Here is a 17,807-nt window from a genome sequence, read left to right as displayed (position 1 = left end):
CCCTTTATCTCGTTTATCGCCACTAAGATTCCCGCCTCTATAGGCGGGAATCTAGCGGCGATAAACTCGAAATAAGTGCGACTAAGGTTCAGGTGGGGTCAAAACCCACCTGAACCAAGTCTTCTTTATTAAAAGCGGACAAAGCCGATATTTTAACATGCGACTTCGTCCTAATTTTAGAAGCTGTAATTAGATCTTATTTGAGTGTCGCCTTAACTTTTTGGGCAATGTCGCCGGGAACCCACTTGGTCCAGGTATCTTCGTTGTTTTTCAAAAACCAGATAGCAGCCTGATCCACTTTGACATCATTTTTCTGCATATAGGCCAGGGCGCTGCTCAATAACTCACTGTTGGTTTGATAGTTTTTTAGAAATTCTGCAACATCCGGCGCCTTTTGGGGAACATTCTTATTAACAGCTATCGTGATGTTCATCGAAGGAAATGCACATCTATAGCCACCATCCCACAATTCTTCACTATAAGGTGTGTCTTGAAGCAAAGTCATATCGTATTTACCCATAATCCAAGTTGGTGTCCAATAATAGCCGAGCCAGGGGGTTCCTTCTTCATAGGCTTTAGTTATGGAAGTGGCAAGAGCTGTGTCTGAACCGGGGCTAAAATAATTGTAGTTTTTATCAAGCTCATAGTTTTTAATCTTTGCCTGAAGAATCTTATCAACTTCCCACCCGGCGGGAGACCCGAAAATCCGGCCTTTAGACGGGTCCTCGGGGTCCTGGAATAACTGCTGGTATTTTGGCAGGTCCTGTACCGATTTCAGATCCGGAGCCAGCGGTTCTATACCTCTGGCGGGATCACCATTAATCAGATATGTGGGTACATAAAGCCCTTGGGCATTGTCACTGAAATTAACGCCAAGTTCTTGGATAGCGCCGCTTTTTACGTCTTCTCCATATTTGGGCTGCAAGTTATCTGTCCAAACTTCCATGTAAATGTCAATGTCGCCGTTAACTAAACCCTCAAAGGTAATTGCCGTAGATCCGCTGGTGGTATCCGTTGGATAACCGTATCCATTTTCAATAATGTATTGAGCCACGGCATTATTAAATTCTACGCTATCCCATTGAGGATCGGCAAAAATAAGTTGTGGTTTTTGCTCGTCGGCTGCCTGTTGTTGATTCTGATTAGTAGCGGCACAGCCACCAAGTAAAAATGTTACCAAAATGACCAATAAACCGGATATAAATTTAATCCAACCTTTTTCCCGCATGTCCACCTATTCCCTCCATTTCCCTCCATTTTTCTGATTATTCTTTAGTTTACTTTATTATTTCAGCAAAATGAAATCCTGGCATTCCTTTATTTCCGGGGCATTTTTAGATTATTCCCACAATAACAGCAATATGCTTATAAATACATCAATTTACAACTTAATATTTTTAGTTAAGTTGTCGGATGAATCTCTCCACACGGCCATTCAAAAATCAACTGGCAGATGCTATATTTTTAATTACATAAAAAAACCGTGCAAAAAAGTTTTTATACACGGTTTACCGATCACCTTTTATTACTTTGTATGTTTATCTGCAACACTGGAGGCCCCGTAAGCCTCAGGTTTGATTTTAGCCTGAAACCCGCTGCCGGTCACCATACCTACTACTTCTTTAATTAAGTTCCTTGTTTCCCCTTGTAAACCAACATCAATATGAATTTCCACCGGCAGCTCTGCAAAACCGCTTTCAGAAAAAACCTTGGCTATTTGTCCACCTAATTCAAGACTTAAGGCCGTTTCATAAAAAACCTTTTGCCTGATGCTTTTAATTTTTCGATGTTTTATTTTACGATAATAGTACCTGGCTCCTTTACCCAAACGGTGCACAACAACTGCAGTTATAAAACAGGTTTCTTCCCTGACCATGGAATCCGTGCCAATAATAATTTTATACGATGATAAAGGCAAACCTTTGATATATTCAGTTATGTCCTTCATCATTTTCTCAAAGGAAAGCCTCCCTTTAGAAGGGCTGATAAAGACCAACAGGTCCATCTCCTTTTTGTTACAGTTACTTGTCATGGGTATAAATATTAGCTAGAATAGCGAATTCCCCCAGGTCCAAAGTTTCTCCCCGGCGCGAGGGGTCAATGCCCGCCTCACCCAGCATACCCAACCAATCTTCCCTGGAATACTCTCTGTCCACCGCGCTAAGGGCATTTAGCAAAGTTTTGCGCCTTTGCTGAAATGCCGCTTTTACCAGAGCAAAAAAATTATCCCTGTTTAAAACACTAACAGGAGGGCCATCCCGTACATCAAGGCAAACTACCGCCGAACCAACTTCCGGTTTGGGAATAAACACCGTTCGGGGAACCCTGAATGCTGTTTCCACGCTGGCATAGTAATTAACGGCAATAGTCAGTGCCCCGTATTCTTTGCTTCCCGGTTTTGCTGTTAACCTGCGGGCCACCTCCTCCTGGACCATTATGACAATCCTGCTTACATTAAAACTGTTTTCTAGAAAGTGCATAATTAATGGTGACGTAATGTAATAAGGCAGATTGGCAACTATTTTATACTGCGCGACGGGACCGGAATACTCCCCAACCACCCGGTTAAAATCAGTTTTCAAAGCATCTGCTTCTATGAGAGTTACATTATCATATTCGCCAAGTGTTTCTTCCAGAATAGGCAGCAGAGTGCGATCAATTTCCAAAGCTATAACCCTGCCCGCCCTTTCCGACAACCTGCGGGTCAGAGAACCGAGACCCGGCCCAATTTCAACCACTGTGTCAGTTGATTTAAGTTCAGCAGCTTCCACTATTTTCTTAATTATATTATTATCAATGAGAAAATTTTGTCCGAAACCTTTTTTTATCCTGAAATTATACCGGCCCAGCAAATCCCGAACCAAACCCGGTGACAGGGATCTCATAGCTCTCCTCCGCTCTACCAGTAATCAGGAGTCAGAAGTCAGATTAATTCTGACTCCTTACCTATTATATTAACCGATTTAATCCTAAAGTCAAAAAAAGAGGGCTTTTTACCCCCTTTTTTAATTAAGCAAGTATACATTTACATTTCGCCTGCCCCATTGTAAAGCCTGGCCTCTGGTATCCATAAACACGTCAATCCGATTCCCTTTGACTTTAGCGCCTACATCCGCCGCCTGGCAATAGCCGTAGCCCTCAACGTAAAGCTTGCTGCCCAGTGGTATTACAGAGGGGTCCACCGCCGCCACCCCCACCCTCGGCGCAATACCGGTGCGAGTGTTTCTACCTGTATGGGTGTATGCAGTTGAAACCATGCTAAAAGCTTTGGAAAATCTAATCTGGTTGCCGCCCCGGGAAACTGTTTGCAGCGTTCCTATTCTGACAACCCTATCCACGGGCTGCTGCACAATATTGCTGGCCAGCAGTCGTTTTTCGGTTTGCTTACCGTTTTTCAAAACAATTTCCCATTTTTTAATAGCTAATCCCTGGCGGCCTTCCCGAATAATCCTGACTATGCCGCTAACCAGGCTGTTATCTTGCTCGCGCTTGATATTATTAGGTATCGAAACTTTTTCTTCAATAACGCTGGTTGTTATTTTATCTACTTGTATTTCCAAGCCTTTTTCAACCGGCTGATCAACCGCGGGATTGACGATATCAAGTTTATTTAATGTAATAGCGTTTTCTTCAAGCACCTCACCGACAGTAGCAGCGGACGTAATCACCTGTGATCTTTGATCCGCTACCTGTAAAGTAACCGGTACAGCCTTTCTTACTGTGACAGTCATGTTGTCTTCCAGCTTTTCCGATACCCCGGGATAAACCCTGTCTTTTTCCCCCAGCCTGACGTTATGCTCACTGAGCAGGCCGTCAACATCGGAAGCAAAAGTTTTTGCTTCAATCTGTTTTCCGTCCATCACAAGGTTTATATTTTTTTTGGAAGCATGATAGGTTATGATACTGCAAGTCAACAGAATTAAAATCGCCGCGGCAGCTGCCGCTACGCGGCCAACAGCCAAGTTGGCGGCCGCCGCATTGTTTACCGTTTTTCCATTAATGCTCATTATTACCTCCCAAAGAGTACCGACAACAAACTACCTGTCCAACTTAACTCTTTCAAAGCGGTAATATTATTAATTCGCTAAGTTGCAGTTTGTTTCCTGCCAGTATATATTTTTTATTTTTTACCAGCCCTTTCTATATATATGAAGCAGGTATCAAAATATCCACTCCCTGGGAGATTTTAAAAAACACAGCAGCAGGGACAGGCAGCGTATCCCTCCCTCCTTGGCCCGGTTGCCTGGGAAATTTAAAAAAAAACAGCCGCCCCGGGGCAGCTGAAATTGTTGATCAACTAAAACTCGATTCCCTTTTGGGCCGGTATACCGGCAGCAAAGGGGTGTTTTATCTCCCGCATCTCGGTAACCAGATCAGCCAGTTCCACCACCTCGTCAGCCACGTTGCGCCCTGTTAGCACAAGATGCATCTCCGGTGGCTTGGATTTGATTATCTCCAAAACATCCTTTAAATCCACCAGCCCGTACGATAACGCGTAATTTATTTCATCCAGTATCACCAGGTCATGTTCACCGGCCCGCACAGCCTGCGCAGCTTGAACCAACGCCTTTTGCGCAGCGGCGCGGTGGGCTTCCAGTCCGTTACCGCCGGTATCTTTGATGAAACCCTCTCCCATTTGACGCATCTCAAAATTTGGTCCCAGCTTTTCCGCAGCGATTAATTCGCCGTATTTCCAACCACCTTTAATAAACTGCAACACCAGCACTTTCATCTCCTGCCCCCAGGCGCGCAGGGCCATCCCTAAAGCCGCAGTGGTTTTTCCCTTGCCGTTACCGGTAAAGACCAGCACCAGCCCCTTTGTCTCTTTGGCCAAGTTCGAATCCCCCCCATTCTTTTTTAATTTATTTAAATTTGAAATAATTTAATGGCGTTGGCGGTAGTGTTTTGTGCTATCACTTCCAGACCAACCCCACGCAGTTCTGCAATATGCTCGGCTACATAACGGACGTAGGCAGGCTCATTGCGGCGGCCGCGGCGGGGCTCCGGCGCCAGATAAGGACAGTCGGTTTCAATCAGCAGACGGTCCAGCGGCACCCGGGCGGCAATTTCTTTTAATTTTACCGCATTTTTAAAAGTTACCGGCCCGGCCAGTGAAATATAAAAGCCCATTTTCATACATTTCAGGGCCACCTCCCAGCTGCCGCTAAAACAATGCATTACCCCGCCCGCCGGGCTTATGCCGTCTTGGCACAGTATTTCCAGCAAATCGCCGAAAGCATCCCGCACATGAATAATTACCGGCATGTTCAATTCCCGGACCAGGGCCAACTGCTCCCGAAACACATTCTGCTGTACCGGCCTTGGGGATAGGTCGCGGTAATAATCCAGCCCCATTTCCCCCAGAGCAACCACTTCCGGCCGGCGGGCCATTTCAGCCAGCCTGGCCAGGTAATCCGCAGGAACTTCCTCCGCATCATGGGGATGAATACCCACAGAGGCCCGGATACCCGGCCGGCTTGCGGCCATAGCTATAGATTCCGCTGAGGAATTAAGGTCAAAAGCTATAGACAATGCCCGGGTAACGCCGGCATCAGCCATTCTGCCAAACACATCTTCCAAATCACCCGCAAACTGTTCGTCGTATAAGTGCGTATGAGTATCGAACAGCTCCAATGACATCTATTCAACCTCCAAGGTCGCAGGGTCAATACGCGGGAACAAGGGCTCACCGCGCTTCAGCACCGTACCCCCGGGCAATTTGCCCCACTCCAGGGAATCCCAGCCCTGCAGCTCGGGGCGGTCCTCCATCCCCAGCAGCGGCCAGGCCCGGCCCGGCAGTCCCGGCATAAACGGCGTAATCATCACCGTGGCGATACGCAGCACTTCAGCCACGTTATATAGCACGGTATTCAGCCGGCCTTGTTTTTCGGGGTCTTTGGCCAGCGCCCAGGGAGCCGTTTCTTCAAGATACTTATTGGCCCTGCCTGCCAGGCGCAGTATTGCCGCCAGGGCGTTGGAGATTTCTCTGCGTTCCATCAAGTCTTCCACCGCCCCGGGGGTTTTTTCCGCCAGCTCAATCAGCTCAGCGTCCGGCCCCTCCGGCGCACCGGGCGCCTCCAGTTGTCCTTTAAAATATTTATATACCATGGCGCAGGTGCGGTTGAACAAATTGCCAAAATCGTTGGCCAGGTCCTGATTAATTCTATGCACCAGGGCCTCCTCCGAGTAATAGCCGTCAGCGCCAAATGGCAATTCTCTTAGCAAATAATACCTGATCGCATCAACGCCGTATTTGTCAATAAGTACCAGCGGGTCCACCACATTACCCTTGGATTTGCTCATCTTGCCGCTTTCCAATAACAGCCAGCCATGCCCCACCACCTGTTTGGGCAGCGGCAGATCCACAGCCATCAGAATCATCGGCCAGATAATGGTGTGAAAGCGTACGATATCTTTACCCACCAGGTGAATGTCCGCAGGCCAATACTTTTGATACAGTTCATCATGCTCTTCCCCGTAACCCAGGGCGGAGATGTAATTAGTCAAAGCGTCAACCCAAACGTAGATGACATGCTTTGGGTCAAAGGGCACCTGGATGCCCCAATCAAAAGTAGTTCTGGATACGCATAAGTCTTCCAACCCGCTTTTAATAAAACTGACCATTTCATTGCGCCGGGAAACCGGCTGGATAAAATCCGGGTTGTCTTCAATGTGCTTCAACATCCTGTCGGCATACTTGGACATTTTAAAGAAATAGCTTTCTTCCCTCAGCAGTTCCACCGGGCGCCCGCAGTCCGGGCAATTACCTTCTTCAAGCCGGCCTTCCGTCCAAAAAGTTTCGCAGGGAGTGCAATACCAGCCTTCATAACTTGACTTGTAGATATCACCCTGATCATAAAGCTTTTGAAAAATCTTTTGCACCACACGCTTGTGTCTTTCTTCCGTGGTCCTGATAAAATCATTGTTGCTGACATTTAATTTTTGCCACAGGTTTTGGAAACCGGCCACTATTTTATCGACGTATTCCAGTGGCGTTTGTCCCCGTTCCCGGGCTGAACGTTCTATCTTTTGGCCATGCTCATCCGAACCGGTCAAAAACCAAACATCATAGCCGGTAAGCCTTTTATACCTGGCCATGGCGTCAGCGGCCACTGTAGTGTAGGCGTGGCCGATATGCAGCTTGTCGCTGGGGTAATAGATAGGTGTGGTAATGTAAAAAGTCTTCTTGTCAGACATGATAAACTCCTTCCTAAAGTTAAATAAAAACGCCCCTGGAAACCCAGGGGCGGAATAATCCGCGGTACCACCCTTATTTTGCCCTATCCCGGCCGGAATAAAGCCTTTGCAAGGCACAGGGAACGTAAATTCCCGATACCCCAAGACTGATAACGGTGCTTAACCCGGTGCGGCCTAATTAAACACAATAAAATTTGTTCAGCCGACGGCTCGGAAGCCATATTCAACCCGAACCATCCGGCGGGCTCTCACCTTGCCCCGCTCTCTGAACGGATCTTCCGGATTTACTCTTCTCCTTCATCGCCTTTAACAAGGAAATTTTAATTAAAAACCTGTATCTTGTCAAGTTTTCCCTAAACAATAAATTTTTATGCATAATTAACCAAAATTTCTCAAAAAAACGTTGACTTTTAATTACATCATTGGTACCATTTACTTGTGCAACATAATCACTTTATGTCGAATTATGTAGTGTATAATTTTGGGAGGGATAGTTAATGAAATCAACTGGTATTGTAAGAAAAGTGGACGAGCTGGGTCGCGTAGTTATACCCATTGAATTACGCCGCACCCTGGGCATTGATGAAAAAGATGCGCTCGAAATCTACGTAGACAACGAAAAAATCATTCTGAAAAAATACGAGCCGGCTTGTGTATTCTGCGGCAACGCCGCCGACGTGCAGCATTACCGTGGCAAGCTTGTATGCAGAAGCTGTGCCGTGGCCATGTTTGAAAATGTAAAAGCCATCTAGTAGTAAATTATTTTTCCTTACCGGTTCTGTTTGTTTTTAACCGCTGGTATAATTCCCGTCTGGATATACCCATCAGACGGGCTACTTTTTTAATCGCCTCGTTGGGAGACAGCCCCTCATCAGTTAATATCCGCACCTGCTCATCCGGTGTCAAGGAACGGTCTTCCCACCCTTCTGCGGCCGTTTCTCTTGACCCGGAATAACCTCCTACCACCAACACGAATTCACCTTTAGGCGCATGTGCGCTAAAATGTTCCAATAGCTGACTGATGGAGCCGCGTCTGACTTCTTCGTACCGCTTGGTCAGTTCCCTGGCCGCGCAGGCCGGACGATCTCCCAGGCAGTTCAGCAGTTCCTCCAGCGTTTTGATCAGCCGGTGCGGCGCCTCATAGATAATTATGGTTCGGCCCTCCGTGGCCAGCTCGCTAAGGCGTCCGGCCCGGTCTTTGTTCTTTCTGGGCAAAAAGCCTTCAAAAACAAACCGTTCCGCTGAAAGGCCGGAAACAACCAGCGCCGTAATCAGTGCGCTGGGGCCGGGCAAAGGGATAACAGGAATGCCCCTTTTTAACGCCTCAACAACCAATTCTTCGCCGGGGTCGGATATCCCCGGCATACCGGCATCGCTAACCAGGGCCACGTTCTGTCCGGCAGCCAGCTGCTGCAGCAAGTTTTCGCCCTTGCTGCGGCGGTTATGATCATGATAGCTGGTTAATTCAGCCCGTATATCATAATGGTTAAGCAGCTTGCGGGTATGGCGCGTGTCTTCAGCCGCAATTAAATCCACTTCCTGCAATACCCGCAGCACTCTTAAAGTGATATCCTCCAAATTACCTATTGGTGTTGCACAAAGATATAAAACACCGCTTTCCGGTGCCGTCAAAAAGCATCACTCCTGATCCTTGCGTAAAAAGGCGGCGCAAAACAGGCAGCCTTCGAACCTGGACTGCCCAAAATACAGGTTGCAGACATGAAAGCCGGCATCGTACAAATTAAGCAGATTCTGTCTGCCCGTAACCTTTTCCCTGCCCGGGCTTATGGTACCGGCGTTACCCGCGTCTTCAGGCTCATTTACACCATATAGGAGTGCCAGCTGTCTCCTTAGCTTTTCATTTTCTGTTTCCAGAGTTTCGACCAGGCTTTTCATGCCTTTGATTTCGTTCAGCAGGTCCTGGGCTTTGGTCTCCAGCGCTTTCATTTTTAGAGTCAGTGGCTTCAATTTGATCACCTGCCACGGGTTCAGTTATCTGAACTATATTAAGGGGGTATTCCATGATTATCTTACTTTCGCGCAATTCAACACTTACGGTTTGCTTAAAAATATTAATACCGGTTACCCTTCCGTCACCATCAGGCGTGGTTACCCGCTTACCCGGCTCGGGAAATATTTCCTTGGCTTGCTCATACGCATCGTTTTCGAATTTCAGACAGCACATGAGTCTTCCACAGATACCTGAAATTTTTGTGGGATTTAAGGAAAGATTTTGATCCTTGGCCATTCTGATGGACACCGAAGCAAAATCAGACAGCCACATGGAACAGCACAGTTCCCTGCCGCAGCAGCCCAGTCCGCCCATCATTTTAGCCTCGTCTCTTACGCCAATCTGGCGCAGTTCTATACGTGTTCTAAAAACTGATGCGAGATCTTTAACCAGTTCTCTAAAATCAATACGGCCATCCGCCGTAAAATAAAATATGATCTTGTTACCGTCAAAGGTTTGTTCAACATCCACCAGTTTCATCGGTAAACCATGGGCCGCTATTTTTTCCAGGCAAATATCAAAGGCTTTTTTTTCTTTTTCCCGGTTAGCCTGCAGTTGAGCGTAATCTTCCTCATTAGCCCGGCGGAGCACCTTTTTCAGGGACCCTACCACCTCTTCCTCCGGGACCTCCCTGGAGCCGATAACAACTGTGCCATACTCAATACCCCGGGATGTCTCAACAATCACCCCATCATCGATAGACAAATTTAAGCCGTTGGGATCAAAGTAATATACCTTCCCGGCCTTTTTAAAGCGCACTCCAACAACCAGATATGACAATATCTATACCTCCCGTTCGCTCCCTGTTATTTGAAGCACCAAGGAGTCAATCAGTAAGCGCTGGTTAGCGTTTCCCGCCAGCCTGCGCGCGGATTTTTCCAGTGTTAACAGTATATCCACCAGGTCCTGTTCTTCATAAGCCCCGGCCAATTCAGCTATAGCTTCCTGATAATCAATATTGATCAATAATTCCGTTGAACCGGAAATTTTCCACACCAAAGCATCTCTAAAAAATAATCTGGTACAATTAATAAATCCATCCAGGTCTTCCCGCCCGTCTAAACCTAAACCATCAACCGGCAGATAACGTCGCTGCCCGGTCAAACTCATCAGCAGTTGCAGCATTTCTTCCCGCTGATCCGATCCATTTAGCATCAGTAAGGCACGGCCGGGGCAGCCCATGGACATTCTTGCCGCCACCCGGGCTTGATCGTTATTGCCGCCGCAAGTCCGGCCCAATACCTGCAGGACATCATCCTCAGGCAGCGGATTGAACCGGTAATGCTGGCAGCGGGACATTACCGTAGAGAGCATGGCCATACCATCATCCGCAACCAGGATAAATACCACCCCCGCAGGCGGTTCCTCCAGTATTTTCAAAAAGCAATTGGCCGCCGCGTTGGTCATTTTCTCAGCTTGCTCTATTAAATAAACCTGCCTGCCCCCTCCAAAGGACGTCAGGGCAGCGCTGTCTTGAAGCTCTCTTAATTGTGCTATTTTAATGGAAGCTCCCTGGGACCTGATGATTTTCAAATCCGGGTGCGCTCCACGTTCAAATAATTGGCAATCGTAACAAAAGCCGCAGGCATCAGTATCACCTTTTTTACATAAAAGCGCTCTTGCCCAAGCCAGTCCCGCAGTTTTTTTACCTACACCGGGCGGTCCGCTGAACAGGTAGGCATGCGATATGCGTCCCAACTGCCGGGCTTTAAACAAGCTTTCCTTTATTCTTTCGTGTCCCGCAAGATCACGCCAGAACAGCATTTTCTTACCTCCAGGTGCAATTATATTAAAGAAGACTTGGTTCAGGTGGGGTTTTGACCCCACCTGAACCTTAGTCGCACTTATTTCGAGTTTATCGCCGCTAAGGCTCCCGCCTGTAGAGGCGGGAGTCTTAGCGGCGGTTAACGAGATAAATCAAGGGCTGTTAACACCCTGCGATTAACTTCTTGTTTATCTTCACCGGCCTGGATCACCCGAAATATTTTAGGGTGGAGTTTCGCCTGCTCAAGATAACCTTGCCGTACCCGCTGAAAAAACGCATTTTTTTCAATTTCCAGGCGATCGGGCGAGCGTTCCCCCAGAGCCCTGGCGAGGCCTTTATCCACATCAATATCCAAAAGGATCACTCTGTCCGGCACCAGCCAGCCGCTGGCCAAACCGTTCAAACCGGTCAAAAAACCCGTGTCAATACCGCGGCCCCAGCCCTGGTAAGCTATGGTTGAATACAGATACCGGTCGCAAATAACAATTTTGCCCGCTTCCAGCGCAGGTAAAATTACCTCTGTTACATGCTGGGACCGGTCAGCTGCGTAAAGAAACGCCTCTGTACGGGGGTTTAAATCATTATTGGCGGGGTCCAGCAGTAGCTTGCGCAGCATGTCCCCGATTCTGGTGCCGCCGGGCTCGCGCGTGCAAACAACCTGTCTGCCCCGCTCTTGGAGAATTTTGGCTACTAAATCAATCTGGGTGGTTTTACCGGAACCATCGATACCTTCAAATACAATAAACTTACCGGATGCCAAATTGTTCATCTCCCTGCAGTCAGCAATCCACAACCTCAATGGTGCCAAGCCGCGGGTCAGCCGCACCATGCAGCTGCAAACCGTGGTCCCTGGCAACCATTAAGTATTCTATAATCGCAGGTGTAATTTCCTCCCCGGGGTAAATTACCGCAATTCCGGGCGGCTGAACTGCTACCGCCTCGGCACTGACCAATCCGGCGGACGTTTCCAACCTCACCTGTCGCTTACGGGCCAACCAGGCCAGGCGTGGTGTCATAATTTGCGGAGGCAGTTGGGGCATGGTTAGCGGTGGGCTGTCCCCCTTAAGCGCAGCGCCCCGCACTTGGCCGCTGATACCGGCCAGAGCATGTACCAGCGCACCCACTTCTTCCCGGTTTACCCCTATCGGCAATACCGCCACAATATTATAGATGTCAGCCATTTCAACGTATATATTGTATTCCTCCGCTAAAAGCCGGCTGGCCTCATAACCGCTCAGCCCCAGTTCCCTAAAAGAAACTACCAGCCGGGTGGGGTCATAATCAACCGCTCCGGGACGGGCAAGATGTTCCGGTCCCAAAACCGTCAAACCCGGAATAGCCTTAATCGCGCGGGCTGCCTCCAGCGCTGTGTCCAACGCGGCATCCAGAGACGCCCGTCCGCACAGGGCCAGCTGCTGCCTGGCAGCATCCAATGAGGCCATCAGCAAATAGGAAGGGCTGCTGGATTGCAGCAGACGCAAGACTCCCGCCACTTTCTTCCGGTCCACCCGCCCTCCCTCCGCCAGGTGCAGCCAGGATGCCTGGGTTAATGCGCCCCCCGTTTTATGCACACTTTGTACAGTGGCGTCAGCTCCTTGTTCCAGCGCATCGGGCGGTAAATGCGGGCTAAACCGCAGGTGCGTTCCGTGTGCTTCATCAGCCAGCAAAGGTATATTATACCGGTGGCAAATTTCGGCAGCTTCCGCCAGATTGCCAACCACCCCGTAATAGCAAGGATGAACAGCCAGTACAGCAGCAATTTCAGGAACTGCTTGTAAAACCTGTTTTAAAGCTGCCCCGGTAAACCCGGCGGCAAAATCAAACCCGGGCACCAACTGAGGCTCAATAAAAACCGGCCGGGCTCCGCTGAACACCAGACCGCCCAACACCGACCGGTGGACATTGCGCGGCAGGGCTATGGCGCTGTCAGGCTCGCAGCAGGCAGCGGCAATTAATGCCTGAATGCCCACAGTGGTGCCGTTGATAAGAAAAAAAGTATGCCTGGCCCCGTATAGCCCGGCGGCTTTTTTTTGAGCCAGCTCAATCACCCCGGAAGGGTTGTGCAAATCATCTAAACCGTCCAGCTCCGTAACATCCCAGCTAGGCAGATTCGCCTTGCGCATTGCCGGGTGCAGGGCTTGTCCGCCTCCATGCCCCGGCACATGAAACCGCAATGGTTTTTTTTGGCTAAAATTATCTAAAGCGGCAACTATGGGCATCTCAGTATGATCACCAGACAATGTTCTCACCCGTTTTAGTTTTTAAGTTACTTGTAACTGGCTCTCCGGTGGTTCCCTCCGTGCGCTCCGCAATTTTCCTTGTAGCTCGTGTAGTATTTATATACAACGCTTGCAACAAATAGCATTAGCGATACGCTACGCCCTTTCGGGGTCAAGCTTTGGGGCTATGACGGGCTATGGACCGCATCCAGTGCTCCGCTTACTCCGGGAAGCCACCGGATCACCTTGCTAACGTTATCTATTTTTCATCCTCTGCTTGGCTGAGCTTAGAGGCATGGCGGTCTATTCAGAGTTCAGAATACTTAAATGTTCTTTTATTCTGACTCCTGTCTCCTAGCTTCCCATTAATCATAAATCTTGATCCCCTGTTTTGCAATTCATTTACATAATAAAGATCACCACATGGGTCAAAATAAAATGAAGGAGTTGATGGGCATGTCCTATGCAAATTTCGATACCAAGGAACTTTGCCGCAAGTATCGTACTAATGTGCCCCGCCTGATCCGGGCCTGGAAAAAAGGCTTTAATGATCTGGAACTTTCCAGGATTACCGGAGTTAACGTTACCACATTGCACCGAATTAGAAGCGAAATTGAATTATATCACCGCCGGGCCAGGCTGGCCAGAATGATCTCGGCTGACGGTGAACAAGCGCCGGCGCAACGCCACATTTTTTTAAGGCCGCTTTTGTAAAAGTCATAATTGGTATCGTTGGCTTTAATTGTTACAAGTTTGGACTCGCAAAGTGCACAGATATAATTTCCCAGAACAAAAAGCCCGTCATCAATTATCTTTTCTCCGCAAAAAGCACAAATCATTTTAATCACCTATTGTAGTATATGCACATTTAAGTGTTCCGGTGCAAACCAAAAGCTGCGGTATTTCCCGCAGCTTTACAAATTTTTAATGTTTTTCTTTTTCTTCCTTCTTTTTTTCTACAGCTATGGCACAGTCCGGGCAGAAATTCTGGCAGATGCCGCAGGCAATGCACTCATCATTTATCTCAACCGAAGGAGTGCCGTAAACTCCCAGCACATCGGACCAGCTCATGCATTTTTTAGGACATTTCTGGATACAGAGGCCGCAGCCCTTACAAAGCCCGGGGAAGATTGTCCAATGTCCCTTTTCTGTTTCCAAGGTTCGACCATTAAAGGTTTGAGCCATTTATTTATACCCCCTTTACATTACGCTGGCCACAAGTTCCATGCCGCGCTCAATGGCCCGGAAGTTCATATCCCGCAGCTTGGGGTTCTTCTCAAATTTATAGCCAAGCTTTTTCTCAATGGCAGCCTTGGCATCGTCCACGGCCACCACTTCAGTTGCTTTAATCACCGCGCCCATAATGATAATATTGAACACCCGCGGGTGCAGTTCTTTCTTGGAAACTTCAATAGCGGGAATGCCCAGAACCTTTTTGGCATTTTTGGGCAGGTCTTCCTCTATGTCTTCAATCCCGTTGTCGTAAACAAAAACTGTTTCAGGGCCAACGTATTTGTTAGTTCTCCGGACAGCCCTGTCACTCAAAGCCACTACGATATCCGCTGTTTGAAATTTAGGCGCCCCGATAGGTTCGTCTCCTATTTGCAGGTAAGCAACTGAAACGCCGCCGCGCTGCTCAACACCAAAGTTTGGTATATACAGGGCTTCGCGCCCTTCTTCATTGGCCGCCTCAGCAATGATTTGGGCCACGGACTGAACCCCCTGGCCACCTTCGCCGGCCAGGGCGATTTTTACCACCTTAGCCATACTATTGTCCCTCCTTCTCCCGGGGACCGGGTACTTTAACTTCCCCAACCTTAAAATATTTGGTCATTTCCTTTTCAACAAAGTTCCAGGTTTCTTCTGCATTGGTGCGCCAGTTGGTGGGGCAGGTGGATAATGCTTCAACAAAGCTGAACCCGTTCCCGGCTATCTGGTTTTCCAGCGCTTTTTTAATGTAGCCCTTCAATTGCTTGATATTTGCCACTGTACCCCTGGCCACATAAGCTCCCTCCGGAGTTATCGCCGCCACCATTTCCGGACCCTGAGTGGGATAACCTGTTTTTTCAGGATCACGGCCGTAAGGAGAAGTTTCAGTTTTCTGCCCCGGCATGGTAGTGGGAGCCATCTGGCCACCGGTCATACCATACTGGGTGTTGTTGACCAGAATGGCCGTAATGCGCTCATTACGGGAAGAGGCATTTACCAGGTGCTGTGAGCCAATGGCATATCCGCCGCCGTCGCCCATATAGGCTATGGCAATAACGTCGGGATTGGCCCGTTTAATACCGGTAACAACCGGAGTTGTGCGGCCATGGTGGGTTTGAATGGTATCACAATTGAAGAAGTCCCAGGACAACAGTGAGCAGCCGATGTCACAACCGAAAACAACCTTATCCTGAATGCCCAGTTCATCTATGGCCTGCCCAATAGCTTTGAGCACCAGGCCATGTCCGCAGCCCGGACAGAATTTATGGGGTTTGGATTCAATGCGCCAGCATTTTGGCATGGCAGGCTGTACTGACATTAATTAAAGCCCCCTTTCAATCTCTCTCGGCAAATTTTTTATACGCCGTAATCAAGAAAACAATTTTATATCATAATCTTTTTATCTATTAAACCAGCCCAAATTCTATCTTTACCTTAAACTAAACTTTACTAACCTTTTATCTCCTTAACCCTGGCGACTACTTCCTCGGAGGTTATCCCCACACCTGGTTTAAACAGGGACAGCATTTCCACTGTTGAACCATAAATGGCCTCCTTGACCAACCGGTCAAGCTGACCGTTGGCGGATTCCACCACCAGCATTTGCTGGCACTTGCCGGCTGTTTCCCTTAGCTGGTCCACCGGCAGCGGGCGCAGGGTAATGGGGCGGAAGTAACCAACTTTATAACCCGCCTCCCTGAGTTCTTTAACCGCAGACTTACAGGCTCTGGATACTACACCGTGTGAAACAATCACCAAATCAGCATCTTCAGTGTCAAAAGCTTCATATTCGGCTATTTGCGGCGCAGCCTCGGCATAGTCGGCCAAATACTGCTCGAGCACCTCGTAAAGCTCTTCCTCAATATTGTAAGTATTTCTCATATGTGTGGGAGGCCTGTCCGTGCCCGGCAGCCCGGGTTTGCCTACATAAGCTTCGGTCGGCACCATTTCAATCCCTTTGGCTTGTGGATCATAAAGCATCAGGGATTCTCTCATCTTGGCCTGGTAGCCGTCGCCTAAAACAAAGGTGGGAAAACGGTATTTCCAGGCGGTATTGAAAGATTTGATGGTATAGTCGAAAAGCTCCTGGTGGGTAGCGGTTGAATAAACCACTCGCAAACCTTCACCATTACCTCCCAGTGTGGTCATGGTAACTTCCTGTTGTGAATAAATAACCGTTGCAGTTGAGGGACCGCCGCGCTGCTGCACCACTACGACGACAGGCAAACGCATTGCCTCCGCCATGCTTAAAGGCTCTTGCATCAGAGTGTTCCCGGGTCCGGCAGTAGCTGTAAAAGCCCTTCTCCCGGCCAAAACGCCGCCCACGGTGGTGAAACCGGCGGATAGCTCGTCCTCAGTCTGTAAAAACCTGCGGTCGTACTTGGGAATCATTCTGGTCCAGTAATGCATGATCTCATTTTGGGGAGTGATGGGGTAACCGTACATAATTTCGGCACCCGCCGCCATGGCTGCCCAGGCGACTACCTCGTTACCGGTCATGAAAGCCCTTTTTTCTCCCTGAATAGGTTTTTCCGGCATTGATTTATGCACCTCCTAAATCTTTAATCCCATAATGGAATTTAATTACCATAATGTTCGCGGCATATACCTTACCAACTTCCTTACCGGGTTGCCTGCAATATCCACCGGCCCAATCAACGCCGCAATTTCGCCAACCGCCGTGGTTGCCACCAACGGCAGGCCCAGTTTTTCGGCAGCGGCACCTACCACCCTGGTACCATCCTGTACAATTTCCAAATCAGTATCGTCACCCAGGTGGCTGTTGTTGATTAATCCGTCCACCCTGCCCAGATCTCTGACGTATTGCACAATTTCATCAACTGTTGAAGTCATAGGACGTGCAATATTGATTACGGCAAAAATCTTAAGATCGGGATCGGCCCCGGAATCCTCAAGTAGGTTCAATGTTTTAGCGCCTTCGACACCATAACCGATATCCAATATGATATCGCCGGAACGCCGCAGCGCCCAACGATTTTCCGCCCGGAGCACGTTACCCGTCTCACCCAGCCCGACAGTGTCCCTGGTTTCCCAGGCCAACACGGTGATACCCTTGGCCTCAAGTTCTTTTTTAATTGGGCGTAAAGTATAACAGGGTTCCACAATATCCAGGTCCACCAGGACAACCTTGCGGCCCCCGGCCGCCAGATCCAGTGCCCTGTTTACAGCTACCTCGCTTTTACCGCTGGCATACTCCCCGATGTAGGCTTCAACAACCCGCGGGCCAATAGCTCTCACCCCCGCGTAAAATATTCTAGAATTTATTTTAACAGTTTTAATAAATTAGAAATAGTTTATGAAGAAAACTAAACTAATATTTATAAACCAAGGATATTATTTAAGTATATTTCAAATAGTCAAAAATCGTCAAGAAAGCTTAGCATTC

21 protein-coding genes and 1 other annotated feature are annotated in these 17,807 nt (G+C 48.4%); of the genes, 2 read left to right on the top strand and 19 right to left on the bottom strand.

The window, feature by feature from the left end; translation table 11 throughout:
• Positions 1-196 precede the first annotated feature (196 nt).
• The 7 genes from BM056_RS16840 to metG form a co-directional block, all read right to left on the bottom strand.
• The gene (locus BM056_RS16840) at positions 197-1,228 is read right to left on the bottom strand and encodes an ABC transporter substrate-binding protein (protein WP_092472730.1); all 1,032 of its coding nucleotides are present in this window, start codon (positions 1,226-1,228) and stop codon (positions 197-199) included.
• Positions 1,229-1,525: 297 nt separating this feature from the next.
• Positions 1,526-1,996, bottom strand: a complete 471-nt coding sequence (locus BM056_RS16835; RefSeq protein WP_092472728.1) for a ribonuclease H-like YkuK family protein — start codon at positions 1,994-1,996, stop codon at positions 1,526-1,528.
• 25 nt (positions 1,997-2,021) lie between these two features.
• On the bottom strand, positions 2,022-2,885 hold the full coding sequence (rsmA, locus tag BM056_RS16830; protein ID WP_092472575.1) for a 16S rRNA (adenine(1518)-N(6)/adenine(1519)-N(6))-dimethyltransferase RsmA: 864 nt from the start codon (positions 2,883-2,885) through the stop codon (positions 2,022-2,024).
• A 120-nt stretch (positions 2,886-3,005) separates the two neighbouring features.
• The gene (locus tag BM056_RS16825) at positions 3,006-4,007 is read right to left on the bottom strand and encodes a resuscitation-promoting factor (protein ID WP_092472574.1); all 1,002 of its coding nucleotides are present in this window, start codon (positions 4,005-4,007) and stop codon (positions 3,006-3,008) included.
• A 290-nt stretch (positions 4,008-4,297) separates the two neighbouring features.
• A complete protein-coding gene (gene cobO / locus BM056_RS16820; protein ID WP_092472573.1) occupies positions 4,298-4,834 on the bottom strand; it encodes a cob(I)yrinic acid a,c-diamide adenosyltransferase in 537 nt (178 codons plus the stop codon).
• Between the two features lie 32 nt (positions 4,835-4,866).
• Complete coding sequence (locus BM056_RS16815; RefSeq protein WP_092472572.1) at positions 4,867-5,640, bottom strand: TatD family hydrolase; 774 nt, start codon at positions 5,638-5,640, stop codon at positions 4,867-4,869.
• A complete protein-coding gene (gene metG, locus BM056_RS16810) occupies positions 5,641-7,197 on the bottom strand; it encodes a methionine--tRNA ligase (RefSeq protein WP_092472726.1) in 1,557 nt (518 codons plus the stop codon).
• A gap of 42 nt (positions 7,198-7,239) precedes the next feature.
• Positions 7,240-7,507: a binding site (T-box leader), on the bottom strand.
• Between the two features lie 187 nt (positions 7,508-7,694).
• On the opposite strand from metG, the gene BM056_RS16805 reads away from it, so the two are divergent.
• On the top strand, positions 7,695-7,949 hold the full coding sequence (locus BM056_RS16805) for an AbrB/MazE/SpoVT family DNA-binding domain-containing protein (RefSeq protein ID WP_027364316.1): 255 nt from the start codon (positions 7,695-7,697) through the stop codon (positions 7,947-7,949).
• Positions 7,950-7,956: 7 nt separating this feature from the next.
• Here BM056_RS16805 and rsmI read toward each other — a convergent pair whose 3' ends face one another.
• From rsmI to BM056_RS16775, 6 genes are all read right to left on the bottom strand, one after another.
• Positions 7,957-8,829 carry a 16S rRNA (cytidine(1402)-2'-O)-methyltransferase gene (rsmI, locus tag BM056_RS16800; RefSeq protein ID WP_092472571.1) on the bottom strand — a complete coding sequence of 291 codons (873 nt, stop codon included), beginning with the start codon at positions 8,827-8,829 and terminating at the stop codon, positions 7,957-7,959.
• A 6-nt stretch (positions 8,830-8,835) separates the two neighbouring features.
• Complete coding sequence (locus tag BM056_RS16795; protein ID WP_092472570.1) at positions 8,836-9,144, bottom strand: initiation control protein YabA; 309 nt, start codon at positions 9,142-9,144, stop codon at positions 8,836-8,838.
• A complete protein-coding gene (locus BM056_RS16790; RefSeq protein WP_092472569.1) occupies positions 9,056-9,988 on the bottom strand; it encodes a PSP1 domain-containing protein in 933 nt (310 codons plus the stop codon). The genes BM056_RS16795 and BM056_RS16790 overlap by 89 nt, the downstream gene beginning before the upstream one ends.
• A gap of 3 nt (positions 9,989-9,991) precedes the next feature.
• Positions 9,992-10,972, bottom strand: a complete 981-nt coding sequence (gene holB / locus BM056_RS16785) for a DNA polymerase III subunit delta' (protein WP_092472568.1) — start codon at positions 10,970-10,972, stop codon at positions 9,992-9,994.
• A gap of 140 nt (positions 10,973-11,112) precedes the next feature.
• Positions 11,113-11,733 (bottom strand): dTMP kinase, encoded by a 621-nt coding sequence (gene tmk, locus BM056_RS16780; protein ID WP_238456509.1) that lies wholly within the window; start codon positions 11,731-11,733, stop codon positions 11,113-11,115.
• Positions 11,734-11,752: 19 nt separating this feature from the next.
• A complete protein-coding gene (locus BM056_RS16775; RefSeq protein ID WP_131820778.1) occupies positions 11,753-13,222 on the bottom strand; it encodes an aminotransferase class I/II-fold pyridoxal phosphate-dependent enzyme in 1,470 nt (489 codons plus the stop codon).
• A gap of 426 nt (positions 13,223-13,648) precedes the next feature.
• On the opposite strand from BM056_RS16775, the gene BM056_RS16770 reads away from it, so the two are divergent.
• Positions 13,649-13,906: a hypothetical protein gene (locus BM056_RS16770; protein WP_092472565.1), complete on the top strand. Its 258-nt coding sequence runs from the start codon at positions 13,649-13,651 to the stop codon at positions 13,904-13,906.
• Here BM056_RS16770 and BM056_RS27685 read toward each other — a convergent pair.
• The 6 genes from BM056_RS27685 to BM056_RS16740 form a co-directional block, all read right to left on the bottom strand.
• Complete coding sequence (locus BM056_RS27685; RefSeq protein ID WP_092472564.1) at positions 13,816-14,031, bottom strand: sigma factor G inhibitor Gin; 216 nt, start codon at positions 14,029-14,031, stop codon at positions 13,816-13,818. The genes BM056_RS16770 and BM056_RS27685 overlap by 91 nt on opposite strands.
• Before the next feature lie 85 nt (positions 14,032-14,116).
• On the bottom strand, positions 14,117-14,377 hold the full coding sequence (locus BM056_RS16760; RefSeq protein ID WP_092472563.1) for a 4Fe-4S dicluster domain-containing protein: 261 nt from the start codon (positions 14,375-14,377) through the stop codon (positions 14,117-14,119).
• Between the two features lie 15 nt (positions 14,378-14,392).
• Positions 14,393-14,959, bottom strand: a complete 567-nt coding sequence (locus tag BM056_RS16755; protein WP_092472562.1) for a 2-oxoacid:ferredoxin oxidoreductase subunit gamma family protein — start codon at positions 14,957-14,959, stop codon at positions 14,393-14,395.
• A gap of 1 nt (position 14,960) precedes the next feature.
• Positions 14,961-15,719, bottom strand: coding sequence for a thiamine pyrophosphate-dependent enzyme (locus tag BM056_RS16750; RefSeq protein ID WP_092472561.1), 759 nt, complete (start codon positions 15,717-15,719; stop codon positions 14,961-14,963).
• Between the two features lie 131 nt (positions 15,720-15,850).
• Positions 15,851-16,939 carry a ferredoxin oxidoreductase gene (locus BM056_RS16745; RefSeq protein ID WP_092472560.1) on the bottom strand — a complete coding sequence of 363 codons (1,089 nt, stop codon included), beginning with the start codon at positions 16,937-16,939 and terminating at the stop codon, positions 15,851-15,853.
• Positions 16,940-16,984: 45 nt separating this feature from the next.
• Positions 16,985-17,659, bottom strand: a complete 675-nt coding sequence (locus BM056_RS16740) for a hypothetical protein (protein ID WP_092472559.1) — start codon at positions 17,657-17,659, stop codon at positions 16,985-16,987.
• Positions 17,660-17,807 lie beyond the last annotated feature (148 nt).

The sequence above is a fragment of the Desulfotruncus arcticus DSM 17038 genome (genome assembly GCF_900113335.1).
Classification (GTDB): Bacteria; Bacillota; Desulfotomaculia; order Desulfotomaculales; family Desulfallaceae; genus Desulfotruncus; species Desulfotruncus arcticus.
Note: the sequence above shows the minus strand (reverse complement) of the source record. Positions and strands in the feature narration are given on the sequence as shown.